At 69.0% G+C, this 22,151-nt stretch carries 23 protein-coding genes, 2 pseudogenes and 1 riboswitch; of the genes and pseudogenes, 8 read left to right on the plus strand and 17 right to left on the minus strand.

Annotated features, from left to right (window positions below; all coding sequences use genetic code 11):
• The first annotated feature begins 6 nt into the window (after positions 1-6).
• Positions 7-459, plus strand: a complete 453-nt coding sequence (locus TBIF_RS04245; protein ID WP_024793621.1) for a MaoC family dehydratase — start codon at positions 7-9, stop codon at positions 457-459.
• A 135-nt stretch (positions 460-594) separates the two neighbouring features.
• Here TBIF_RS04245 and TBIF_RS04250 read toward each other — a convergent pair whose 3' ends face one another.
• The 7 genes and pseudogenes from TBIF_RS04250 to TBIF_RS26130 form a co-directional block, all read right to left on the minus strand.
• Entirely contained in the window at positions 595-1,095 is a 501-nt protein-coding gene (locus TBIF_RS04250) for a hypothetical protein (protein ID WP_038169753.1), read from the minus strand.
• Between the two features lie 112 nt (positions 1,096-1,207).
• On the minus strand, positions 1,208-1,708 hold the full coding sequence (locus TBIF_RS04255) for a cyclophilin-like fold protein (RefSeq protein WP_200182788.1): 501 nt from the start codon (positions 1,706-1,708) through the stop codon (positions 1,208-1,210).
• Positions 1,709-1,855: 147 nt separating this feature from the next.
• The gene (locus TBIF_RS04260; protein WP_200182789.1) at positions 1,856-3,082 is read right to left on the minus strand and encodes an MFS transporter; all 1,227 of its coding nucleotides are present in this window, start codon (positions 3,080-3,082) and stop codon (positions 1,856-1,858) included.
• A 67-nt stretch (positions 3,083-3,149) separates the two neighbouring features.
• Positions 3,150-4,223 carry an alkene reductase gene (locus tag TBIF_RS04265; protein ID WP_024793625.1) on the minus strand — a complete coding sequence of 358 codons (1,074 nt, stop codon included), beginning with the start codon at positions 4,221-4,223 and terminating at the stop codon, positions 3,150-3,152.
• 40 nt (positions 4,224-4,263) lie between these two features.
• Positions 4,264-5,037, minus strand: coding sequence for a glucose 1-dehydrogenase (locus TBIF_RS04270; RefSeq protein ID WP_024793626.1), 774 nt, complete (start codon positions 5,035-5,037; stop codon positions 4,264-4,266).
• Positions 5,038-5,081: 44 nt separating this feature from the next.
• Positions 5,082-5,855, minus strand: coding sequence for an SDR family NAD(P)-dependent oxidoreductase (locus TBIF_RS04275; protein ID WP_024793627.1), 774 nt, complete (start codon positions 5,853-5,855; stop codon positions 5,082-5,084).
• Between the two features lie 52 nt (positions 5,856-5,907).
• Positions 5,908-6,103, minus strand: a pseudogene (locus TBIF_RS26130) (IMP dehydrogenase); the annotation flags it as partial.
• A 159-nt stretch (positions 6,104-6,262) separates the two neighbouring features.
• On the opposite strand from TBIF_RS26130, the gene TBIF_RS04285 reads away from it, so the two are divergent.
• The 3 genes from TBIF_RS04285 (at position 6,263) to TBIF_RS04295 (ending at position 8,520) form a co-directional block, all read left to right on the plus strand.
• Positions 6,263-7,159, plus strand: a complete 897-nt coding sequence (locus TBIF_RS04285) for a helix-turn-helix transcriptional regulator (RefSeq protein ID WP_024793629.1) — start codon at positions 6,263-6,265, stop codon at positions 7,157-7,159.
• A 23-nt stretch (positions 7,160-7,182) separates the two neighbouring features.
• Positions 7,183-7,542, plus strand: coding sequence for a cyclophilin-like fold protein (locus TBIF_RS04290; protein WP_024793630.1), 360 nt, complete (start codon positions 7,183-7,185; stop codon positions 7,540-7,542).
• 81 nt (positions 7,543-7,623) lie between these two features.
• Positions 7,624-8,520, plus strand: coding sequence for an LLM class flavin-dependent oxidoreductase (locus tag TBIF_RS04295; protein WP_024793631.1), 897 nt, complete (start codon positions 7,624-7,626; stop codon positions 8,518-8,520).
• A gap of 71 nt (positions 8,521-8,591) precedes the next feature.
• On the opposite strand, the gene TBIF_RS04300 is transcribed toward TBIF_RS04295, so the two are convergent.
• Positions 8,592-9,098, minus strand: a complete 507-nt coding sequence (locus TBIF_RS04300; protein ID WP_148302156.1) for a DUF3293 domain-containing protein — start codon at positions 9,096-9,098, stop codon at positions 8,592-8,594.
• Positions 9,099-9,230: 132 nt separating this feature from the next.
• A riboswitch (SAM riboswitch) is annotated at positions 9,231-9,345 on the plus strand.
• 111 nt (positions 9,346-9,456) lie between these two features.
• Here TBIF_RS04300 and TBIF_RS04305 point away from each other — a divergent pair.
• The 4 genes from TBIF_RS04305 (at position 9,457) to TBIF_RS04320 (ending at position 11,894) form a co-directional block, all read left to right on the plus strand.
• Positions 9,457-9,837 (plus strand): hypothetical protein, encoded by a 381-nt coding sequence (locus TBIF_RS04305; RefSeq protein WP_024793633.1) that lies wholly within the window; start codon positions 9,457-9,459, stop codon positions 9,835-9,837.
• Positions 9,838-9,859: 22 nt separating this feature from the next.
• Positions 9,860-10,501, plus strand: a complete 642-nt coding sequence (locus TBIF_RS04310) for a vWA domain-containing protein (protein WP_024793634.1) — start codon at positions 9,860-9,862, stop codon at positions 10,499-10,501.
• Positions 10,502-10,700: 199 nt separating this feature from the next.
• Entirely contained in the window at positions 10,701-10,928 is a 228-nt protein-coding gene (locus TBIF_RS04315; protein ID WP_148302157.1) for a hypothetical protein, read from the plus strand.
• 18 nt (positions 10,929-10,946) lie between these two features.
• A complete protein-coding gene (locus tag TBIF_RS04320; protein WP_024793636.1) occupies positions 10,947-11,894 on the plus strand; it encodes an arginase family protein in 948 nt (315 codons plus the stop codon).
• Here the strand turns inward: TBIF_RS04320 and TBIF_RS22830 are convergent.
• The 9 genes and pseudogenes from TBIF_RS22830 to TBIF_RS04365 form a co-directional block, all read right to left on the minus strand.
• A pseudogene (locus tag TBIF_RS22830) lies at positions 11,843-13,053 on the minus strand (CaiB/BaiF CoA transferase family protein). The gene TBIF_RS04320 and the pseudogene TBIF_RS22830 overlap by 52 nt on opposite strands.
• A complete protein-coding gene (locus TBIF_RS04330; protein ID WP_024793637.1) occupies positions 13,023-14,108 on the minus strand; it encodes an acyl-CoA dehydrogenase family protein in 1,086 nt (361 codons plus the stop codon). The pseudogene TBIF_RS22830 and the gene TBIF_RS04330 overlap by 31 nt, the downstream one beginning before the upstream one ends.
• Positions 14,108-15,256: an acyl-CoA dehydrogenase family protein gene (locus tag TBIF_RS04335; RefSeq protein ID WP_024793638.1), complete on the minus strand. Its 1,149-nt coding sequence runs from the start codon at positions 15,254-15,256 to the stop codon at positions 14,108-14,110. The genes TBIF_RS04330 and TBIF_RS04335 overlap by 1 nt, the downstream gene beginning before the upstream one ends.
• A gap of 5 nt (positions 15,257-15,261) precedes the next feature.
• A complete protein-coding gene (locus TBIF_RS04340) occupies positions 15,262-15,876 on the minus strand; it encodes a TetR/AcrR family transcriptional regulator (protein ID WP_024793639.1) in 615 nt (204 codons plus the stop codon).
• Positions 15,873-17,402: an acyl-CoA synthetase gene (locus TBIF_RS04345; protein ID WP_024793640.1), complete on the minus strand. Its 1,530-nt coding sequence runs from the start codon at positions 17,400-17,402 to the stop codon at positions 15,873-15,875. Before TBIF_RS04345 ends, TBIF_RS04340 begins: the two co-directional genes overlap by 4 nt.
• A 28-nt stretch (positions 17,403-17,430) precedes the next feature.
• Positions 17,431-18,588 (minus strand): acyl-CoA dehydrogenase family protein, encoded by a 1,158-nt coding sequence (locus TBIF_RS04350; RefSeq protein ID WP_024793641.1) that lies wholly within the window; start codon positions 18,586-18,588, stop codon positions 17,431-17,433.
• Between the two features lie 40 nt (positions 18,589-18,628).
• Complete coding sequence (locus tag TBIF_RS04355) at positions 18,629-19,438, minus strand: crotonase/enoyl-CoA hydratase family protein (RefSeq protein ID WP_024793642.1); 810 nt, start codon at positions 19,436-19,438, stop codon at positions 18,629-18,631.
• Between the two features lie 163 nt (positions 19,439-19,601).
• Positions 19,602-20,387, minus strand: a complete 786-nt coding sequence (locus TBIF_RS04360) for an enoyl-CoA hydratase-related protein (RefSeq protein ID WP_024793643.1) — start codon at positions 20,385-20,387, stop codon at positions 19,602-19,604.
• Positions 20,384-22,027, minus strand: coding sequence for a thiamine pyrophosphate-binding protein (locus TBIF_RS04365; RefSeq protein WP_024793644.1), 1,644 nt, complete (start codon positions 22,025-22,027; stop codon positions 20,384-20,386). The genes TBIF_RS04360 and TBIF_RS04365 overlap by 4 nt, the downstream gene beginning before the upstream one ends.
• Between the last annotated feature and the right edge of the window lie 124 nt (positions 22,028-22,151).

Consider the following 22,151-nt stretch of genomic DNA (forward strand, 5'->3'; position numbering starts at 1 on the left):
TAGACCATGCGCATTTTCAACGGCATCGACGAGATCGAGGCTGCAGTAGGCGAGCACCTCGGCCACAGCGACTGGCTCGAGATCACCCAGGAGCGCGTCAACCTCTTCGCGGACGCCACGGGCGATCACCAGTGGATCCACGTGGACCCCGTGCGCGCGGCGGACGGGCCCTTCGGCGCGACCATCGCGCACGGCTACCTCACGGTCTCGCTGCTGCCGATGTTCGGCGCCCAGCTCATGCGCGTGGACGGCGTGAAGTTGGCGATCAACTACGGCGTCAACAAGATCCGCTTCCCCCAGCCGGTCAGGGTGGGCTCGCGACTGCGGGCCGACGGGCAGATCACGGCCTTCGAGCGGCGGGCCAGCGGCGCGCAGGTGATCGTCACGCACACCATCGAAATCGAGGGCGCGGACAAGCCGGCCTGTGTGGCGGAGACGGTGCGAGTGCTGGTGGGGTGAGCCCCCTTGGACTCACTGAGAGTGGGGGAGTCACCCGGCTGGGGCCGATGATCGTCCGACCACTGATCGGTGTTCATGAGCTGAGGCTCTCACAACGCTCCTCGAAACCGTGGTCCGCTAGGTCGCCGCTGCGGGTCAGCTGTCGCGTCGGGCAAGTAGGTCGGGGTCGACCACTCGCGCGGCTTGGGCCAGGGCGAGGATGAGCAGTCCGTAGATCCACACCGAGTACCCCTTGGGGCTGTGGGTGACCACGGTGATGCGGGGGTCGTCCTTGGTCCAATACGTGCAGCGCACGCCGGCAGGGAACAGTTCATAATCGTGGGACCAGGCGATACTGGGATGGAACGTGCTCACCACGCCTCGGTCTGATGGGAGCCGGTCGGAGGGGAATCCGTCCGGCACGTGCCCGTCGCGCTGGGAGCAGGTATAGCCGGGGTAGTCGTTGAAGTCGTCGATGCTGGCGAATGCGAATACGGCGATCGATCCGCAGATCGACAGGAGCACGGAGGCCGCGGCCGCAGACCTGCGCGCGTTTCGGCCAGCGGCGCTGAAGGACAGCCAGATAATCACGCCCAATAGCGCAAGCAGCAGGCCTACAGGCGACAGGAGCGGCGCGAGGAAGCCCAGCACAGACACCTCCCACCCCGCCGTCGGTTGTTCTCCGGCGCCAGGGTAGTCATCGGAGATGGCGGCGTGGGCCCCTCCCTCTCCGGGGCGAGTGTGGACAATCCGTCGCGACGCGGAGGCCCTACTTGATCACTTCGACGGTGACGTTGTCGCCTTCAAGCTCGGTGAGTTGCTCGGAAGTGGCGTTGTAGGTGCCCAGGTGGATGGTCTGGTCCGAATAGCTGATGCCGTCGGTGTTGTAGTAGAAGACGAGGTTTCCCCATGGCGCGTAATAGCTGAGATCTCCAACCTCTGGTCGGGATCCAGGGGACTGCGCTGTGTCCAGATCGCGAGGCAGGTAGCTGATCTTCTCCCTGCCCCCGTACTCCTCGACCGACAGCGTCAGCGGAAGCATGGACAGGAAGTCCTGGGCCGCGGAGTTGTCGGGTGTGATGGCGACCTCGACAACCGTGTCGCCTGAGGTGAATCGGACGGCAGTCGCTCCTGAGGCAGAGGTTCCCGATTCAGGGCTGTCCGGAGTGGGGGTCGGCGTCGCGGCGGATGGCGCGGACCGGTCCGTGGCCGCAGTGCGGGTGCTGTCGGCGGGGGCGCCGCATCCGGACAGCGCCAGAACCACCGCCATTGACCCTGTGATGAGGAGCTTTCGGCGCATTATTTTTCCGGCCCTTCCTGGTAGGTGCTCTATCTTGAGTCAGACAGCAGCCCGTTGGCGGTTAAATCGCGACCCGGTCGCAGACATCGTGCTGGGTGTTGCAGTGCCGCCGCCGAGCTATCGGCGGGCGGGAAACGCGGTGCGGCGTGCGGTCAGGGCAATTGCGAAAGCCAATGCGGCGAGACCGACCATGAGGACCGGCAGGGCCATTCCGTCGAAGGCGCCGATGAGAACTGCCCCCACCACCCCTGCCGAGAAGATAGCGACGTTGAACGCGACAGCGAGCAGGGAGTTGGCGATATCCGCGTTCTCGCCGCTGGCTTCGCTGATTGCGGTCTGCAATTGGGGTGCCGCGCCGCCGAAGGCGATTCCCCAGAGCACAACGGCGATGAGCACCGCGCCGGACGACTGGCTTGCGACGACGAAGACCACACCAGCGGTGAGGAAGAGGACGAGGCTGACGAGAATCAGGGTCCGCGGGGCGCGGTCGATGAGCACGCCCGTGACCGCGATGCCGACGAGTGCGGAAACCCCGAACACCACCAGAGTCGCGCTCACCGAGATCGCGAGAGTCGTGGTCCGCAGGTAGGACGAGATGTAGGTGTAAACCGTGTTGTGCGCGAGCATCCAGGCAAAGATCACGACGAGGATGGCGGTGACACCGGGGATGGCGAACACCCGCAGCAGCGGGAGACGTGATTCCGCACGTTGCCCAGGGGCGTCGGGAACGATCGCCAGGGCGAGAACCGCAGTGGCCATCGTCAACACGGAGAGGACGCCAAAGGACCAGCGCCAATCGAATGCGGTGCCCAGCCATGAGCCGAAGGGGGTTCCCACCGCCAATCCGAGGGGAACGCCAATCGAGGCGACGGCGAGGGCGCGGCCGGCGAGCTCTGGGGCGGAGATGCGGCGCGCGTATCCCGCGAGCATCCCCCACACCAATCCCGAGAACGCGCCGGCGGCGAACCTCGTGATTAGCGTCAGCGCGATGTCTGAGGAGAACACGGTGATGGTGTTCATGACGAGGAAACCCAGAATTCCGACGAGGAACACCGGCTTGCGCCGCATGCCGCGGGTGAGGGCGATGGCCGGGATCGTGAGGACGACGGTGCCCAGTGCGTAGGCGCTGACCAGCTGTCCCGCGGTTCCCTCAGAAACCCCCAGTCCTCCTGCGATCTGCGGCAAGAGTCCGGCGGGCATGGTTTCCGTGGCGATGAGGATGAATCCCATCAGCGCCATGACGAGCAATGCCGACAGCGGCAGGTGGCCGCCAGCGGCGGGTGCGTCCACAGCGCTGACCGTCGTCGTGTCGACGGTGCCGTCTGGCTCGGTATCTAAAGTCAAGGGGCGTTTCTTCCTAGTAGACGCGGCACCGGATGTCGCAGGCGAAGGTCTGGCTTGCTGCGCTCGATCAGCGCTGCCAGAACGGGTAGTCGGTGTAGCCCTTGTGCCCCTCGGTGTAGAACGTGGTCTGATCGGCTTCATTGAGGGGCAGGCCCTCGCTCCACCTGCGGACCAGGTCCGGGTTCGCCAGCACAGGCCGGCCCACGACGACGGCGTCGCCCCAGCCGTTGCCCGTCACGGCGCGCGCGTCCGCCAGCGTGGTGACCGCGTTGAAGCCGGTGTTCACCAGGACGGGCCCCCCGAACCGGGTCCGGAGGGTCTGCACCAGCTCGCCGGACGGCTCGGTGTGCAGGACGCTCAGGCCGGCCAGGCCCAGCGCGACGATGCCGTCCACCACGGCCAGATACGTGGCGAGGGCGTCGGCGGGATCGGTCTCGAGGGCGTCCTCGATGTTGTGCTGGGGCGAGATGCGCAGCCACGTCTTTCCCGCCCCGATCGCCTGGGCGACGGCGGCGGTTGTCTCGACGGTGAGCCTCGCGCGGTTCTCCGGGGAGCCGCCATAGGCGTCGGTGCGATGGTTCGCGGCGGGGGCGAGGAACTGGTGGAGCAGGTAGCCGTTGGCGCCGTGGACTTCGACGCCGTCGAAGCCCGCTGCGATGGCGTTGCGGGCGGCGCGCACGAACTCGTCGACGATGCCGGGCAGCTCATCGGCCGCCAGGGCCTTCGGGACCTGGTACGGGGCCTTGCCATCGTAGGTGTGGGTGGCGCCGTCGATGGCGATTGCGCTCGGGGCGACGGTGGTGGGAGCGCCGGTGATGTCGGAGTGGGAGACCCGGCCGGCGTGCATGATCTGGGCGATGATGAGCCCGCCCTCGGCGTGGACGGCGTCGGTGACCCGTCGCCACCCGGCGATCTGCGCGTCGGTCACCAAGCCTGGCTGCCGCACAAAACCCTGCCCAGCGAAGCTCGGGTACGTGCCCTCGGTGGTGAGCATCCCCATGGACGCCCGCTGCCGGTAGTACTCCACGACGTCATCGCCGGGCACCCCGTCGCGGCCGGACCGGGATCGGGTGAGGGGGGCCATGACCAGCCGGTTGGGAAGGGTGAGATCGCCGAGGGTGACGGGTGAGAAGAGGCTCACAGATACTCCTGAATTCAGATTCGATGGTGGTTGATCGGTGTTATTGGGCGGTGTAGGCGCCGTCGACGGGGAGTGCGACGCCGGTGACGTAACTGGCGGCGGAACTCGACAGCCACAGGACGGAGGCGGCGATCTCCTCAGCACTGCCCAGCCGCGCCATCGGGATGGCGGCGAGGGCGTCGCCGAGGTCGAGTTCCCCGCCGGCGATCATGCGCTCGACCATGGGGGTGTCGATGGTTCCCGGGCAAATGGCGTTGACCCGGATGCCCAGCGGCGCGTACTCGAGCGCGGCGCTCTTGGTCAGCCCGAGGACGCCGTGCTTGGCGGCGTGGTAGCTCGCCCGGCCGACGCCGCCGACGAGCCCCCCGAGCGATGAGCAGTTCACGATGGCGCCGGAGCCCTGGGTGCGCATCTGCGCCAGCTGATGTTTCATCGACGCCCACACCCCGCGCAGGTTCACCGCGGTCACCTGGTCGAATGCGGCGGCGCTCTCATCGGCGGTGTCGATGGGGGCGCGCATGATGCCGGCGTTGTTGAAGGCCAGGTCCAGGCTCCCGAAGGCGTCCACAGTCTGGCGCACCGCCGCGGCGACCTGCTCCTCGTCGGTGACGTCGGCTTGGATCGCGAGGACCCGATGTCCCTGCTCGCGGAGCTGTGCGGCCACCTGCTCGGCGGCGGCCTGGTTGATATCGACGAGCGCGACGGCGGCGCCGGCCTCGGCGAACGCGCGGGCGGTGGCGGCGCCCATACCGGCGCTGGCTCCGGTGACGAACGCGGTGTGGCCGGTGAAGTCATAGGTGAGCATGTGTGTCATCCAATCTGTGGATTTTGAGGCTGGGGGAGAGGTGGCCGGCCTGGTCAAATGCCGATGGTTTGACCGCCGTCGAGGACGAGGGCGTGGCCGATGGCGAAGCCGCCGAGGTCGGAGCACAGCCAGAGCGCGGCGGCGGCGACCTCTTCCACCGTGCCCATGCGGCCGATGGGCTCCTGCGCGATGACCCGGGCGCGGCCTTCGGGGGTGCCGCCGGAGAAGCGGTCCATCATCGGGGTCTCGATGATGCCCGGGCAGATCGCGTTGATCTGGATCCCGTGGGCGGCGTACTCGAGTGCCGCGGATTTGGTCAGCCCGATCACCCCATGCTTGGAGGCGGCGTAGGCGGCCTGTCCGCGGATGCCGATCACGGCGGCGCCCGAGGCGATATTGACGATGGATCCGGGGTTCTCGCCCATGGCGAGGATCTCGTGTTTCATCGACAGGAACACCCCGCGCAGGTTGGTGCCGATGATGCGGTCCCAGTCCGCATCGCTAGTCTCCGCGAGGGGTGTGGGCGGTTGCTCGACGCCGGCATTGTTGATGGCGATGTCGAGCCTGCCGAAAGTCTCGACCGTGGTGGCGACGGCCGCGGCGACATCCTCGCCGCTGGTGACGTCGCAGGCCACCGCCTCCGCTCGACGGCCCAGCTGGCGGACCATCGACGCTGTCTCCTGGGCGGGCTGGTCGTTGATGTCGGCGACGACCACATCGGCGCCCTGTGCCGCGAAGGCCAGTGCGGTGGCGCGGCCGATGCCGCTGCCGGCGCCGGTGACGAAGACGACCTTGCCGGTGAATGATCCGGTGGTGCTGTGTGCCATGGGACAGCCTTCCGCTTGAGGGGGGCGAGCTTTTGGTCTGCTGCAGACTGTTCTATGGCTGGAGGAGGATCTTGATGGCCCGTCGTTCGTCCATCGCCCGATACGCCTCCGCGGCATCCTCCAGGGGGGAGGGTGAGGTCGAAGACCTTGCCGGGGTTGATCTTGCGATCCCAGATGAGTGCGATCAGCTCCTCGCCGGGCAGTTGCACGTCGTGGGAGACGCCGACATAGCCGACGTGCCCGCCGGGGGCGCGCAGGATGGCTCCACGCATGATGGGCACTCTCCTTAGACTCGACTACTTGCTCGGTTTCCAGGACACCACTAATCGGGGGCGTGTGGGAGTCCCGGCTGATGGTGGTACCGCGAGGGACTCCCACACCGATGGGCCATCGCCTACGGTCGAGGCATGGACAATCGAGCAGAAGTACGGGAGTTCCTCACATCCCGGCGCGCTCGGGTCACCCCCGAGCGGGTCGGCCTGCCCGCCGGCACCAACCGACGGGTCGCCGGGCTACGCCGCAGCGAGGTCGCCACCCTGGCCGGGGTCAGTGTCGAGTACTACACCCGCATCGAGCGCGGGGTGATCAGCGGCGCTTCCCCCGAAGTGCTCGACAGCCTCGCCAAAGCGCTACGCCTAGACGACGCCGAGCGAGCGCACCTGTTCGACCTCGCGCACGCCGCCGGCCCCGTGGCCCGCCGGCCTCGGCGCCGCAGCCCGAAGACCTGGCGAGCGCATGAGAGCCTGCAGTGGGCGCTGGACGCGGTGACCGCCGGTCCCGCATTCGTCCGCAACGGACGCATGGACATCCTCGCAGTCAACCCGCTGGCCCGCGCATTCTACCAGGACGTGTACACCATGCCGGGCCAGCCGCCGAACATCGCCCGGTACACGTTCCTCGACGCCCGGGCCCACGACTTCTACCCCGACTGGGAGCTCTTCGCCGAGGTCACCGTCGCGATTCTGCGCACCGAGGCCGCCCGCGACCCCCACAATAAGGACCTCCACGACCTCATCGGCGAGCTCGGCACGCGCAGCGAGGAGTTCCGGCGACGCTGGAGCGCGCACAACGTCCGCCACCACGGCACCGGCTCCAAAACCTTCCACCATCCCGTAGTCGGCGAGCTGACCCTGGCCTTCGAAGGGTTGGAGATGGCGGCCGAACCCGGCCTGACACTGACCATCTACGCCGCCGAGCCCGGATCGTCCTCCGAGGAGTCCCTGCGGCTGCTCGCCTCGTGGGCGGCCAGCGAATACAGCACCCAGAATCTCTCGACATTGACACCGGAGTCCACCGACCATTGACGCAGCCGGAGAGGGGAATACCCATGCGGATCCAACTGACCATCGGCGGCGAACTGATCAGCGGCGAGCTTTACGATCATCCTGTCGCGCGTGAATTCGCCGCGATGTTGCCGGTCACGCTCACCTTCCAGGACTTCAACGCGGTGGAAAAGCTCGCCCCGCTAGCCCGCGCGCTCACCCTGGACGGTGTTCCGTCGGCGGATGCGCCCGAGCCCGGCGAGATTGGCTACCACGCGCCCTCACAGAACCTGGTCCTCTACTACGACTCTCCCGGAGGCTGGCCCGGCCTGGTGCGCATGGGCCGTTTGGCCTGCGACGTGGACGTTATTCGCGACCTGGCGGATGGCACCGCCGTGCAGATTGAGCACGAGCGGCACCCCTAACCAGTCACACGGATATCTACCGATCAACTGCCGATCCATCCACGCGACGGTGTCCGATCATCCTCCCGAAAGGAATCTCCCATGACTCCCCTCGAGCCAGCGACGACGAGCCCAATCCGCATCGGTGCAGTCTTCAGCCCCTACCAACACCCGCCCCAGGCATTCCGCGCGGCGGTCGAGGCGGCCGAGACCGCCGGCGTGCCAGAACTGTGGATCTGGGAGGACTGCTTCCGCGAGTCCGCGTTTGCTCCCGCCGCAGCCGCGCTCGCCTGGACCGAGAACCTGAAGATCGGCATCGGCATCTCACCGATGCCCCTGCGCAACGTCGCCGTCACCGCGATGGAGATCGCGACGATAGAGCAGATGTTCCCCGGCCGGTTCTACCCCGGCATGGGGCACGGTGTGCTGCCGTGGATGTCGCAGGTCGGCGCGCGCGCCGCGTCCCCGCTCACGCTCATGCGCGAGTACCTGCCCGCGCTGCGATCCCTCCTCGCCGGCGAGGAGGTCACCGTCGCGGGACGGTACGTGCAGCTGGACAAGGTGCGACTCGATTGGCGTCCGGACACCGAGCCACCCGTCTACACCGGCGGCGAGGGACCCAAGACCCTCGCGCTCAGCGGCGAGGTCGCGGACGGCACGATTCTCGTAAATGGTCTGACCCCCGACGAGGTCGCCGACAGGATTCGCCTGGTGCGCAGCGGGCAAGCGCAGTCCGGGCGCACCGACCCCACGGCGATCATCGCGTATGTCACCGCCGCCTTCGGTGATGGTGCTGAGGACCGGGTGCGTGCCGAGCTCGGTGAGCGCGGCCTCGACGGCGACCGCGCAGCATGGGGCGATGTCGACGATGTCGCGGCGGCCGTGCAGCGGTTCGCGGCAGCGGGTGCCGACGACGTCGTCCTCGTCCCCGCCGAGGGGGAGCCCGACTTCGCGGGGTTCCTCCGTGACGTCGGAAAGGTCGCAAAGCTGGTGGCGTAAAGCTCATCCCGCTTTGGGGCCTGCCCAATACTGGTAGCTGGCCGCGCGGCAGACAGCCGCTGCGCGAGGGCTCAGGAGCTGGGATCCCATCGCCATCCGCGATCGGTGCGGCGCTCAGTGGCACACCCGAGCAGCGACCACCGTGGCCCGCTCCAGGCGAAGACCGCGACCTGGCCGAACCACACCCCGAGCGCCCGGGCCTGCGCGTTGTCGAGTCCGAACACCGCCCGACTGTCCTCGCTGTGGGTCCCATCGAAGCTGGACCCGACCGCGCGGATCGAGCGGATGCCCGCATCGTCGAGCTCCTGGTCCAGGACGCCCATCCGGGCCATGATGTCGACGCTGCAGGGCTCGGAATTCGGCTGGACCGCGGTCACCACATGCAACGGGCCCAGTGGCGGCCGGTTCCCGCCGACGGCGCTGTCCACGGGCCATAGCGTCCCGACCTGACCAGCGGCCTCGAACCGCACCCGTGTCTGCAGGTAGTGCTCCCACAGAGTGTCGCAACTGGCCAGGCGCGCAAGATGCTCAGCTGAATCCCACGTGAAATCCTCATGACCGCTCACATTCTGAGTCAACCAGAAATTCCATAAAACGGTCGGCGAGCCCCGGCTCCCACCCCTGCGGAAAGTAGGGGCCGGTTAGCCTCCCCACCAGCGGATCCTATGTGACAGCCAAGAATGTCAGAGGCCTATTTTATACTGATGGGGCTTCACGAGATGCGGTGCCAAGCTCCGACTGGCCGCACACCAACCCCATGGCGTTATGCGGGGTGGTTCGGATGACGAAGCGGCCCCCGCCATCCGGCGGATGGCAAGTCGCCCCGTCCTCGGCGGGCTTCCCCGCAGGAGCATTCCATGACAACCTCCATTTCCCCCATTGCGATCCTAGCTCCGCAGTTACTGCGCATCCGCAGTTTATGCGGTACGGTGGGTCATGTCCAACCACTACGCCCGCATCCGCGCCGCACTAGCCCACGCCGAATCGGCTGACCCCCCCACGGCGCTGGAGCATCTTCGCGTCGTACTCGACGAGGCGAGCCGCCTGCTCGACGAGCAACTCGCCAGCGCGGTCCTCGATCACGATCTCTCGCTGAGATCGGCCGGCGCGAAGGCCGGGCTGACTGAGAACGCTGTCGGCCCGCGCCTGGCCGGCACCCCGATGCTCGCCGCCTACGCCCGACCCGACGGCCGGGTGATGGCCAAGGACATCCAGCGCGCCCGCTACGACAAGCAAACCGGACAGACCGCCACCCCACCGGCTACCGCATCGACGACCAAACCGCCGATGCGGTTCAAGCCCCGCCGCAACACCTGACCCCCCTCGAAAGGTCCTCATCATGGCCAATACCGATCTGACCCGCCTTGTGTTTCTGCTCGACCGCTCCGGCTCGATGCAGTCCATCAAAACCGATGTCGAAGGCGGTTTCGCGGCCTTCATCGAGGACCAGCGAGCCGCTGCCGGCGAGTGCGCGGTGACCCTCGCGCAGTTCGACCACCGCTACGAGGTCGTCTACCAGGGCGTGCCGATCGCCGAGGTGCCGGCGCTGGACCTGCGGCCCCGCGGGCGCACCGCACTGCTCGACGCCATGGGCACGCTCATCACCGACGTCAAAGCCGAACTCGATGCGCTACCCGACGCGGATCGTCCGGGCACGGTGATCGTCTCGATCATGACCGACGGCAAAGAGAACGCCAGCGGTGAATGGACCCACCCCGCCATCAAAGCCCTCGTCGAGCAGCAAACCAACGACCAGGACTGGCAGTTCCTCTATATGGGCGCTGATCAGGATGCGATCGAGGTAGGCGCCCGCCTCGGCGTCAAACGCGACCAGTCCCTGACCTATAGCAAGGAGAAATCGCGCGACGCGATGGCCGCCGCATCGGCCAACATCCGCAGCTACCGCAGCGCCAAAACTGCCAACCCGGCTGCGGCGATGCCCGAGTTCAGCGCCGCGCAGCGAGCGGCGCTCGACGACTGACCGGCACCCCGACCGGTGCAGGCCGGTAGTTCGACCACATTGCCTGACAAGGAGATTCATCCTGGCAGCTATTCCGGGACCACGGTTCCTCGCACACCCTGACGGGGAAGCGAATCACTTCATCGAGCAACTCAAGACGGAGGCGGCAGCGCAGGCAGCGACGTCGCCGCGGTACGTGTGGCGGTCCGGCCGCTGGTGCGTGGTCAAGAACGGCTCCTGGCCGAACGTAACCGGCTGGGCCGAGCAGCGTGAGGGGCAAAGGATCTTCGCGCCGATGCTTGAGCAATTACTGGCTGAAGGCGTGCCGAAGGACGAAGCGTGGCGCCGGGCCAGCGACCATTCGCAGGCCGAGATGTTGGCGCGGACCACCGCGCGGAAGGAGGCCAGCGACCGGCTCTATGCCCAGAACAGGGCCAACGACGACTAAGAAACTGAGGCAACGCCCATGAAACTCTTTTACAGTCCCGACTATGTCGGCTCCGCCTATGGCTTCGACACCACCCGCAAGGCCGCGTGGGTCGCGGACTCTCTGACGTCCAGGCCCATCAGCGGCGTCGAGGTCCTCGCGCCGGCGGCGCAGACCACCGACGACCTCGCGCGCGTTCACGATCCCGGCTATATCCAGGCGGTGCGGACCGGCCAGTCGCGGGACCTCGCGGAATCGCAGGGGTTCGATTGGGATCCGGCGCTGTGGCCGATGGTGCTGGCCTCCAACGGCGGGGTGCTCGCCGCGGCCCGCAGCGCGCTCGGCGACGGCGCCTCCGGGACGCTGTCCTCCGGATTGCATCACGCCAAACGCGATCATGGGGATGGGTTCTGCACGTTCAACGGACTGGTGATCGCCGCGAAGGCCCTCCTCGCCGACGGCACGGTCAGCTCGGTGCTGATCCTTGATCTCGATGCGCACTGCGGCGGCGGAACCGCGCAACTGATCGCCGATGACCAGAGGATCTGGCATGCGGACGTCTCCGTGAGCATGTTCGACCAGTACTCCGATCATGCGAACTCGGTGCTGTGGGAGGTCGACCGGGCGGGGGACTATCTGCGCACCGTCGAACAAGCCCTAGCGCAGGCAGGCCGGATCGGACCGTTCGATCTGTGCCTGTACAACGCCGGGATGGACCCGTACGAGGGGTGCGGGGTTGGCGGCCTGGACGGGATCACCGCACAGGTGCTCGCACACCGCGAGCAGATGGTCTTCGACTGGTGCCGGCAGCGGAGTCTGCCGGTCGCGTTCACCTTGGCCGGCGGCTACATCGGAGCCGGCCTTGACCAGTCCACACTCGTGGACCTGCACCGGCTCACCATCCGAGCTGCGGAGGGGGCGGAGTCTTCGGCAGGCTATTGGACGGCCCCGGCCTCCCGCATCCCCGCGATCTCCGCGGCGCTGTAGTCGGCCTCCGCGAGCAACGCGTCGGTGTGCTGGCCGAGCGCGGGCACCGCGCCCATCGGCAGCTCGACGTCGCCGAAGGTCATTGGCGGCAGCACGGCTTGGACGGGCCCGGCCTCGGTGTCGACCTCGCGCCAGCGGTCCCGCTCGGACAGCTGGGGGTGCTCGATGAGGTCCCGCATGTCGCCGAGGCGGGCGGCGGGGACCCCGGCCTCGGCGAGCCGCTTGTCGAGCTCGGCGGTGGTGAAGCGCCGGGTCTGCTCGGTGACGACCGTATCGGTCTCCGCGCGGTGGCGCACCCGCGCGATGTTGGTGGCGAAGCGCGCATCCTCGACGAGCTCCGGGCGGCCGAAGACGTCGGCGGCCAGGGCGCGCCAGCCGCGGTCGTTCTGCACGCCGATCAGGATCTGCCCGTCCGCGGTGGGATACGCGTCGTACGGCGCGATCGACGCGTGGCTCAGTCCCATCCGCTGGATCTGCGTGTCCTGGTACATCTGCAGGTACATCGGGTGCCCGAGCCACTCGACGGTGGCGTCGAACATCGAGACCTCGATCGTCGCGCCGGACCCGGTGCGCTCGCGCGGAACAGCGCGGCCTGGATCGCGGTGAGGGCGTACATGCCCGCGGCGATGTCGGAGGACGGGATGCCGGTCTTGGTCGCGGTCTCCGGGGTGCCGGTGATCGAGCACAGCCCGGTCTCGGCCTGCACCAGCATGTCGTAGGCCTTGCGCTGGCGCAGCGGTCCGGCCGTGCCATAGCCGGACATGTTCGCGACGATCAGCCCTGGATGCTCTCGGCGCAGCTCCTCCGCGCCCAGGCCCAAGCGAGCGGCCGAACCGGGCGCGAGGTTCTGCACGAACACGTCCGCCGACGCGATCAGCCGCTGGACGGCGGCCAGCCCGGAGGCAGATTTCACATCCACGCAGAGCGACTCCTTGCCACGGCTCAGCCACACGAAATGCGAGGCGATCCCGAGCACCGCGGTGTCGTAGCCGCGCGCGAAGTCGCCCTCCCCGATGCGCTCGATCTTGATGACCCGCGCGCCGAGGTCGGCGAGGTGCCGGGTGGCGAGTGGCGCGGCCACGGCCTGCTCGAGCGCGACGATCGTGATCCCCTCCAGGGGCAGGCCGGTCACGAGGTTGCCGCGGTCAGCAGCGGCCACAGGCCCTCGGACCCCGCGGCGACGGAGGCCGCAAGCAACACCTCGTCCCAGTCCCTGGTGGAGCCGAACTCCGCGCGCCAGGACAGCAGCCGGTTGGTGTGCCGGTGCAGCTCATGCTCGGTGGTGAAGCCGATCGCGCCGAGGCACTGATGCGCGTTGCGGACGATCACGGACGCGGCGTGCCCGGCGCAGGACTTCGCGGCGGCGATGGCGAACTCCGCCTCTGCGCTGTCGAATCCGAACTCCTCGGCGAGATCGACGGCGGCCTCCGCGGCGGCGCGGGCCAGCGCGCCCTCGGAAGCGATGTCGGCGACCATGTGCTGCACGGCCTGGAACTTGCCGAGCGCCCGGCCGAACTGGACGCGGGCGGTGGTGTGCTCGATGACGAGCTCGAGGACCCGCTCCATCGCGCCGGCCATCGCCAGGGATCGGGCCAAGGCGCCGCGGAGGAGAAGCTCCGCGGGGGCCGCGTCCGGCACGACGGCCCCCAACAGGGTCCCGGTATCGATGCGGATGTGGTCGCGCGGCTCGCCAGCCAAGTTTTCGGCCTCGGTGATCTCGACCTGGTCGCGCGGCGCCTCGGCGACCCGCCAGCCGTCAGCCGACTCCCACAGCGCCACCACGGAGTCCGCGTCACGGGCCCACGGGACGTGCCGGGCGCTGCCGTCGGCGTCGAGGACGGCGGCGGTGCGGACGGCGGCGGGGTCCGCGCTCGAAACCCCAGCGCTCGAAACCCCTGCGCTCGCCACTCCCGCAGCCTCCAGTAGCCAGCCCGCGAGCAGGTCGTTCTCCGCGACGGGGACCTGCGCGGCACCGGCGCCGACCGCGACCAACAGGCGCGCGGCCTCGGTCCAGGTGGCCCCGCTGCCGCCATCGGCCTCCGCGCCGGTCAGCCGCGCGAGGCCGAGCTCGGCCAGCGTGGACCACAATTCGCGGTCGAGAGCCGCCGGGCCAACCGCACGGGGACCGCCGTCGCGGGCGGTGGTGAACACCTGCGCGAGCATCTGCTCGAACTCGCGCAGCTCAGTGGCTGTGGTCGTCGTCGTCTTAGCCATCATCGAAGCCCCAATCCCCGCGCGATCACGCCGCGCAGAATCTCACTTGTACCGCCCCGCAGGGTGAATCCCGGGCGCTGCATGACTCCCGCGCGAACCAGCTCCGCGAAGGCCTCGCCGTCGGGCCCGGCCTCGCCGGACAGCTCGTCGGCCAGGTCGGCGATATCGCCCTCGACCTGGGTGCCCAGCACCTTGACCACGGATGCGGCGACGTCCGCGTTCTCGCCGCGCTCGAGGGACTCGGACACCGCGCGCGCCATGTGGTGCAGCGCGAACAGCCGCCCTACGTGCGCGCCGATCCGGGGGTCGGCGGGCAGGCGGCCGGCGCCTACCTCGTCGGCTGCCGCGGCGAGGACGCCGAAGGTGGACATGAACCGCTCGGGCCCGCTGCGCTCGTAGCCGAGCTCGGAGGTGACCTGGTGCCAGCCGTCGCCGATGTTGCCCATCACGAGCGCGTCGGGCACGAAGACCTCGTCGAGGATGACCTCGTTGAAGTGGTGGTCGCCGGACGGGGACAGGATCGGCCGGATCTCGACGCCGGGGGAGTCCAACAGCACGATGAACTGGCTCAGCCCGTCGTGGCGGTGTGCGGGGTCCAGCGGGGCGGTGCGGGCGAGGCCGAAGAAGGCGTCGGCGTGCTGTGCGCCGGAGGTCCACAGCTTCGTGCCGGTCACCTGCCAGCCGCCCTCGACCGGTACCGCCTTGGTGCGCACGCTCGCGAGGTCGGAGCCGGACTCAGGCTCGGACATGCCGATGGCCCAGCAGATCTCGCCGCGGGCGATGCCGGGCAGGAACCGCTGCTTCTGCTCCTCCGTGCCGTAGAGCAGCAGGGACGGGGCGGCCTGGCGGTCCGCGACCCACTGCGCGGCGACGGGCGCGCCGGCGGCCAGCAGCTCCTCGGTGACGACGAAGCGCTCCATGAACGTGCGCCCGTGCCCGCCGTACTCGGTGGGGATGGTCATGCCCAGCCAGCCGCGGGCGGCAAGGGATCGGGTGAAGGCCGGGTCCCAGCGGGTGAGCCAGGTGTCGACGCCGGGCGTGAACACCCCGGCGGCGATCTGCTCGCGCAGGAAGGCCCGCACCTCGAGCCGCAGCTGCTCCAGCTCGGGCGACGCGGGGCCGGCGGAGGGCACCAATCGTGTGGGCATGTGTCCTACTCTCGGGTGTGGAGGTTCGGCTGCAACAGGAGCAGGGCCAGCTCGCTGTATCGGGCGGCGATCTCGTCGGGGGTGTCGGGTCCGGCGGGGGCGTACCAGTTTGAGATCGCCGTGACCATTGCGAGGATGGCACGCCGACAGTCCTGCGGCTGCGGCGTCGTGAAGCTGCCGTCGCGGATGCCGGCCTCGATGATCTCGCGCAGTTGGTCGTTGGCGGCCCGTCGGCGGCTCTCGTACGCGCTGGCGTTCTCGGGCTCGAGGTTGCGCACCTCGGTGGCGATCATCAGCGACTGCTCCTGGCAGGCGGTGCGGAACCGGACCATGCCGGTGACGAGGGCGCGCAGCCGGGACGCGGGGTCCGGGCTGGCGCCCGCCAGCTCTGCCGCGCACAGCGCGTCGTGGGTGTCTATGCAGTCCAGGAGGATGCCGAACAGCAGGTCCTGCTTGTTCTTGTAGTGGTAGTACAGCGCGGACAGGCTCATGCCCGCCTCCTGCGCGATGGTCCGGATCGACGACGCGCCGTAGCCGTTGCGCACAAACTCGGCGCGCGCGGCCTCGATGAACAGCCGCTGCCGCGGGGACGGCGCCGCGGTCTTTCCCCCAGCCGTCACGCCGGCACCGCCAGTGCGCCCTTGACCAGTTTCCCGGTCGGGGTGCGGGGCAGCGACGCCACGAACTCGACGCTGCGCGGGCATTTATAGCCGGCGATCCGGCCGCGGCAGTACGCGATCAGCTCCTCGGCGAGGCCACGAGTGTCGAGGACCCCGTCCGCCAGCTGCACGAAGGCCTTGACGGACTCGCCCATCTCCGGGTCCGGCACGCCGAGCACCGCGACGTCGAGCACCTTCGGGTGCAGCGTGAGGGCGTCCTCGATCTCCTGCGGGTAAATGTTGACCCCGCCGGAGATGATGGTGAACTGGGCGCGTCCGGTCAGGAACAGGAAGCCGTCCTCGTCGAGGTGGCCGAGGTCGCCGGTGGTGGACCACGTCGGGTGGTGCGGGTGCCGGGAGTCCGCCGTCTTCTCGGGGTTCTTGTGGTACTCGAAGGTGCTGCCAGGCCGGGTGAAGTAGATCAGGCCGATCTCTCCGGCCGGCAGGTCGGCGCCGTCCGCCCCGCAGACATGGACGACGGCCCCGTTGGCCGCGCGGCCCACACTGCCGGGCTTGCGCAGCCACTCCCGCGCGGTGATGGACGTGCTCCCGGGGGACTCGGTGGACGAGTAGTACTCGAATATCACCTCGCCCCACCAATTGATCATGGCCTGCTTCACCTCGACGGGGCAGGGCGCCGCGGCGTGGATGGCGGCCTTCATCGAGGACAGGTCATAGCGTGCCCGGACGTCCGCGGGAAGCTTCAGCATGCGGACGAAATGCGTTGGCACCCATTGGCTGTGGGTGACGCGGTAGCGCTCGAGCTGTGCCAGGACGGTCTCGGCGTCGAACCGATCCGCGATCACGGCGGTGCCGCCCAGCGAGTGCGCGGCGGCGCCGTAGCGCAGCGGGGCCGCGTGGTAGACCGGGGCGGGGGAGAAGTACACTGAGTCCTCGCCAAACCCCAAGGCGCGCAACGTGGCCACCACGTGCGAGGTGGACTCGTCCCCGACCTGGCCGTCGCCGAGCAGCGGTTTGATCCCCTTGGGGCGTCCCGTGGTCCCGGACGAGTAGAGCATGTCGGAGCCCTTGGGCTGATCGGCCGGTGGCTCGGTGCTCATCGGCGCGAGGGCGGCGCGGTAGTCCAGGTGGCCGGGGATCTCGCCGCCGAAGGCGAGCCGCAGGCGGATGCCCGGAGTCGCGTCGACGATGGCCGTGGCCAGCGCGGCCAGCGGGGCGGAGGCGAATAGTGCCTGCGCGTCGCAATCGTCGACGATGTACGCGACCTCCCCGGGCAGCAAGTGGGAGTTGACCAGGGTGACGTACATGCCGGATCGCACTGCGGCCCAATAGATCTCGAAGACCGTGGCGTCGTTGACCGACAGCACGGCGATGTGGTCTCCGGGCCTGAGCCCCTGCCGTCGCAGCCAGTGCGCGAGCTGCACCGACCGGTCTTCGAGCTCGCGGTAGGTGAGCACTCGGCCGGTGGCGGCCTCGATCACGGCGGCCTTCTCCGGTGTGGTGGCGGCGTGGTGTCCTGGATACATGGCTCGCTCCTGGTCTGTTCCGTTCGACCTACAGGCCGAGGTCCTTGGCGATGATGGTCTTCATGACCTCGCTGGTGCCGCCGTAGATCCGGGTGACGCGGGTGTCGGCGTAGAGCCGGGCGATGGGGTACTCGGTGATGTAGCCGTAGCCGCCGTGCAGCTGCAGGCACTTGTCGATCACCCGGCCCGCCACCTCGGTGCACAGCAGTTTGGCGCGGGCCGCGTCGGCGACGGTGAGCTCGCCGCGGTCGAGCAGCTCCAGCGCGTGGTCGACGAACACCCGGGCGCCGGTGGTCTCGGTGGAGCACTCGGCGAGCACGAATTTCGTGTTCTGGAACGCTGCCACGGGCTTGCCGAAGACCTTCCGCTCGCGCGCATACGCGGTGGCGTGCATGATCGCGGCCTCCGCGTGCGCCACCGAGTTCAAGGCGATGCTCAGGCGCTCCTGGGGCAGGTTGTGGGCGAGGTAGCCGAAGGCTTTGCCCGCCTCTCCCAGCAGGTTCGCCGCAGGCACCCGCACATCGGCGTAGGAGAGCTCGGCGGTGTCCTGCTGCTGCAGGCCGATCTTGTCGAGCTTGCGGCCCACGGAGAAGCCCTCGGCGTCGGCGGGCACGCAGATGATGGACAGGCCCGCGCGGCGGTCCTCCGGGTCGTACGGGGCGGTGCGGCACACGGTCAACACCAGGTCGGCCGTGACGCCGCCGGTGATGAAGGTCTTGGCTCCGTTGACGATGTAGTGCTGGCCGTCGTCGGTGAGCCGCGCGGTGGTGGCGATATTGGCCAGGTCCGAGCCCGTGCCGGGCTCCGTCATCGCGATCGCGGTCATGATCTCGCCGGAGACGAAGCCCGGCAGCCAGCGCTGTCGTTGCTCCGCCGTGGCGTACTCGAGCAGGTACGGCAGGATCAGGCAGGAGTGCACGGTGTAAGAGCCGAAGGAGACGCCGGCCCGGGCGATCTCCTCGAAGACCACCGTCGTGTACTTGAAGCTGGCCTCCCCGCCGCCGCCGAACTCCTCGGGCGCCTGGATGCCGAGGATGCCGAGCTTGCCGAGCTGGCGGAAGAACTCGCGCGGCGGACGCCCCAGCTCGTCCCACTCCTCCCGGTGCGGTGCGACGTCGCGGGCGATGAAGTCCCTGATCATCAACCGGAACTCGTCGTGCTCTTGAGCGAAGATGGTGCGTTTCATCGTGATACTCCCTGTGGGTGTGGGCTCCGGTGGGTGTGGGCTATTTCCCGGTGAACTGGCCGGGCCGGCGCTCCAGGAACGCGGCGAGCGCCTCAGTGTGGTCGGCGGTGTGGTGGGAGAGGGCCTGCATCGCCGCGGACAGCTCCAGAATGCTGTCGAGGTCCTGGCGCTGGCCCTCCCGCAGCAGCTTCTTGGTCATCCGCAGGGCGTGCGGCGGGTTGACGGCGACGCGGTCGGCGAGCTCGCGGGCGGTCGCGAGGAGGGCCTCGGGTTCGACGACGCGCGAGACCATGCCCCAGTCCAAGGCGGTGGCCGCGTCGACCCGGTCGCCGGTGAAGGACATCTCGGCTGCGCGGGAGGCGCCGATGATCCGGGGCAGCAGCCACGCGCCGCCGTCGCCGGGGATGATGCCGAGCTTGACGAAGCTCTCGGCGAAGAACGCGTTGGTCGAGGCCACCCGCATGTCGCACATCATCGCCAGGTCGCAGCCGGCGCCGACGGCGGGGCCGTTCACTGCGGCGATGATCGGGACCTCGCAGTGGTAGAGGGCCTTCGGTAGCCGCTGGATCCCGCGGCGGTAGCCCTCGCGCAGTTGGTACGGAGCGCCGCCGAACATGCCCTTGCGGTCGGCCATGTCCTTGACGTTGCCGCCCGCGGAGAACGCGCTGCCGGCGCCGGTGAGGATGACGACGCGGGTTTCATGGTCGGCGTTGGCCTCGTCGACAAGCTGGACCAGCCGCTCGACGACGTCGTCGCCGGAGATTGGGTTGCGGGTCTCCGGCAGGTTGATGGTCCACGTCATGACGTGCCCATCGCGGCTGGCGAGCACAACGTCGGAGGATGCGGTCATGGTGGCGGCCCCTTACTACTGGCGGCGGTGTGATACCCGCCTCGGTTTAGTTCGAACGATCGTTAGAATACGGTCTGGTGGCGTGGTTGGGAAGGGTTGTCGCCATAGGGGATGCCTAACGGACCGTGCGTCGGTCAGACTTTGTCGCGTGCGCCGGTGCCCGCTATCTGCCGACCCACACCGACGGCCGCTTCTCCGCGAAGGCGCGCGGCCCCTCCTGCGCGTCCTCGGTCGCGCGGTTCCGCAGAGTCTCGACCTTGGAGCGGGACCACGCCTCCAGATCCGCAACCGCCACACCGTCCACGACGCCCGCGACCACACGTTTGGTGGCCTGCACGGCCAACGGCGCCCGCGCCGCGATCGCGGCGGCGATCTCGAGCGCCACCGGGAGGACCTGGCCATCCGGCACCACCCGATTGACTAGGCCCCACTCCTGCGCCTGCGCGGCGTCGAAGCGATCCCCCAACAGCAGGATCTCCATCGCGATCGCCCGCGGCACCCATTTCGCCAACCAGACCGGGCCGCCGGAGGCGGCCACCAACCCATTGCGCACTTCCGGCAGCGAGAACTGCGCCGACTGGCCGGCGACCAACAGATCGCAGGCCAGCGCCATCTGCGCGCCGCCGCCGACCGCGAAGCCGTTGACCGCGGCGATGATCGGCTTGTCGATCGGATGCTCGCAGACTCCGCCGAACCCCCAGCCCGCTTTGACCGGGTCCGCGGGATCGAGCGATTCGCCCGCCGCCATCGCCTTCAGGTCCCCGCCCCCGCAGAACGCGGCCACGCCGGCGCCGGTCAGCACGACGGCCCGTATCCGCGGGTCCGTGTGCGCCAGCTCCAGGGCGTCGCCGATCCCCTCCGCCACCGCGGCGTTGACGGCATTGCGCGCCTCGGGCCGATTGATCGTGATCACGAGAACTGGGCCGCGGCGCTCCACGATTACGGTCATGCGGACTCCTGTGCGTCGGGCGAGGTCGGCCTGCGGCGGGCGGCATCGGCCTTGACGTCGATCAACAGCGGGTACGCACCCGCTGCGATGGCGGCGCCCGCGGCCGCGAAGTCGGCGGCGTGCCGGACGGTCACCGCCGCAGCGCCCAACGAGCGGGCCAGGTCCGCGAACTCGGGCCAGGCCACCTCCGAGTGCGCCGTCGCCAACCCCAGATCGGCCAGTTTCTGATACTCGGCCCCGTAGCAATTGTCATTGAGGATGACCACCACCAGCGGCAGCTTGTGACGCACCGCGGTGGACAGCTCCAGCATTCCCATCATCCCGCCACCATCACCGGCGACGCAGACTGTGGGCACCTCGCGCCGCGCCGCCGCTGCGCCCACCGCGGTCCCGATCCCCAAGCCGATCGACCCGAATGTGCCGGGCACGGTGAACCGGCCCGGTGTGACGGGCAGGTGCTTCCAAGCGGCGAAAGAGAACCGACCGATATCGGTGACCACTTGAGCGCCGTCGGGCAGCGCCTCGCCGAGCCACGTCATCGCGTCGCGCATGTCGACGGTCCCGCCGCCGGTGATGCTGCGATAGCCCTTCTGCTCCGCCTCGGCCACCTGCCCGGCGAGCGTGGGTACCCGGTCCGAGGCCGGGGCGGCGTGCCCCGCCGCCTCCAGGCGCTCGCACAGCGCACGCGCGGCCATCGCGGCATCGGCCACCACCGCCATCGACACCGGCCCGAATCGACCGATGGCCTCCGGCCGGTCATCGCACGCGATCACCGACTTGCCAGTTATCAACGCGGTGCCGTCGGTGGTGAAGGTATTCAGGCTCGCGCCGAAGGAGATGACAGCGTCTGACCGCGAGATCTCCGCTGCCCCCACCGGATGCGCGAGGTTGCCGTGGATCCCCAGGTTCTCCGGCTCCCCGGCGAAGAGGTCCTTCGCGAGGAGCGTGGTCATCACGGGGGCGCCCAGCAGCCGCGCGAGGCGGAGAATGTCGCCGCGGGCGCCGGACTCCACCGCGCCGCGCCCGGCGAGGAGCAGCGGACGGCGGGCGCTCAGCAGGATGCCCAGGGCATCGTCGATGGTCTCGGCGTCGGGCGCCCATCGCGGCCGGGCAGCCATGGGCTGGGCCGGGGACGCGCCCCCAGTGTTCTCTGCGGGCTGCTCGAGCAGGTCGAAGGGGATGTCCAGCAGCAGTGGCCGGTTCTCGGACCGGATCCGTGCATAGGCCTGCGCGATGTCGGCCGCCACCTCGGCGGATTTCCGGATCCGCAGGTACCCGGCGCCGGCGCCGCGGGCGAACCCCTCGAGGTCCAGGCTCTGGAAGTGGTGGTGGACGTTGGGTGTGTCGCCGGCGATCAGCAGCACGTGGCTGCGCGCGCGCACCGCCTCGGTCAGCGCGGTCAGGCAGTTGGTCACGGCGGGGCCGTGCGTGACCGACGCGACGCCCACCTCGCCGCTCATCCGCGCGTAGCCGTCGGCCATCGAGACCGCGTTGCCCTCGGCGACCGCGGCGACAAACTCCCCGCCGCAGGCCTCCACATAGGCACCGATATAAGCCAGGTTCGCGTCGCCCATCAGACCGAAAATCGTGCGGGTGTGCTGCCGTGACAGCGACCGCGCCACTACCTCGAAAGTCCTCATCCGGTGCCTCCTCGTTGGCGCGTCTGGCTTTCGCCGCGGTCCTCCCCAGTTCGAACGATCGTTAGATTACGAGCGATCGGCGCGGTTGGGAAGACGCTCCGCCATAGGCGATGGCTAAGGGACC

Origin of the sequence: Tomitella biformata AHU 1821 (assembly GCF_000524475.1) — a bacterium.
GTDB lineage: Bacteria > Actinomycetota > Actinomycetes > Mycobacteriales > Mycobacteriaceae > Tomitella > Tomitella biformata.

Bases quoted from the DNA above. Each gene is read 5' to 3' on its own strand.
- TBIF_RS04245 (WP_024793621.1), top strand. From the start codon at position 7: ATGCGCATTTTCAACGGCATCGACGAGATCGAGGCTGCAGTAGGCGAG.
- TBIF_RS04255 (WP_200182788.1), bottom strand. From the start codon at position 1,708: ATGGCGGTGGTTCTGGCGCTGTCCGGATGCGGCGCCCCCGCCGACAGC.
- TBIF_RS04270 (WP_024793626.1), bottom strand. From the start codon at position 5,037: ATGACACACATGCTCACCTATGACTTCACCGGCCACACCGCGTTCGTC.
- TBIF_RS04275 (WP_024793627.1), bottom strand. From the start codon at position 5,855: ATGGCACACAGCACCACCGGATCATTCACCGGCAAGGTCGTCTTCGTC.
- TBIF_RS04285 (WP_024793629.1), top strand. From the start codon at position 6,263: ATGGACAATCGAGCAGAAGTACGGGAGTTCCTCACATCCCGGCGCGCT.
- TBIF_RS04290 (WP_024793630.1), top strand. From the start codon at position 7,183: ATGCGGATCCAACTGACCATCGGCGGCGAACTGATCAGCGGCGAGCTT.
- TBIF_RS04295 (WP_024793631.1), top strand. From the start codon at position 7,624: ATGACTCCCCTCGAGCCAGCGACGACGAGCCCAATCCGCATCGGTGCA.
- TBIF_RS04305 (WP_024793633.1), top strand. From the start codon at position 9,457: ATGTCCAACCACTACGCCCGCATCCGCGCCGCACTAGCCCACGCCGAA.
- TBIF_RS04310 (WP_024793634.1), top strand. From the start codon at position 9,860: ATGGCCAATACCGATCTGACCCGCCTTGTGTTTCTGCTCGACCGCTCC.
- TBIF_RS04320 (WP_024793636.1), top strand. From the start codon at position 10,947: ATGAAACTCTTTTACAGTCCCGACTATGTCGGCTCCGCCTATGGCTTC.
- TBIF_RS04330 (WP_024793637.1), bottom strand. From the start codon at position 14,108: ATGGCTAAGACGACGACGACCACAGCCACTGAGCTGCGCGAGTTCGAG.
- TBIF_RS04335 (WP_024793638.1), bottom strand. From the start codon at position 15,256: ATGCCCACACGATTGGTGCCCTCCGCCGGCCCCGCGTCGCCCGAGCTG.
- TBIF_RS04345 (WP_024793640.1), bottom strand. From the start codon at position 17,402: ATGTATCCAGGACACCACGCCGCCACCACACCGGAGAAGGCCGCCGTG.
- TBIF_RS04350 (WP_024793641.1), bottom strand. From the start codon at position 18,588: ATGAAACGCACCATCTTCGCTCAAGAGCACGACGAGTTCCGGTTGATG.
- TBIF_RS04355 (WP_024793642.1), bottom strand. From the start codon at position 19,438: ATGACCGCATCCTCCGACGTTGTGCTCGCCAGCCGCGATGGGCACGTC.
- TBIF_RS04360 (WP_024793643.1), bottom strand. From the start codon at position 20,387: ATGACCGTAATCGTGGAGCGCCGCGGCCCAGTTCTCGTGATCACGATC.
- TBIF_RS04365 (WP_024793644.1), bottom strand. From the start codon at position 22,027: ATGAGGACTTTCGAGGTAGTGGCGCGGTCGCTGTCACGGCAGCACACC.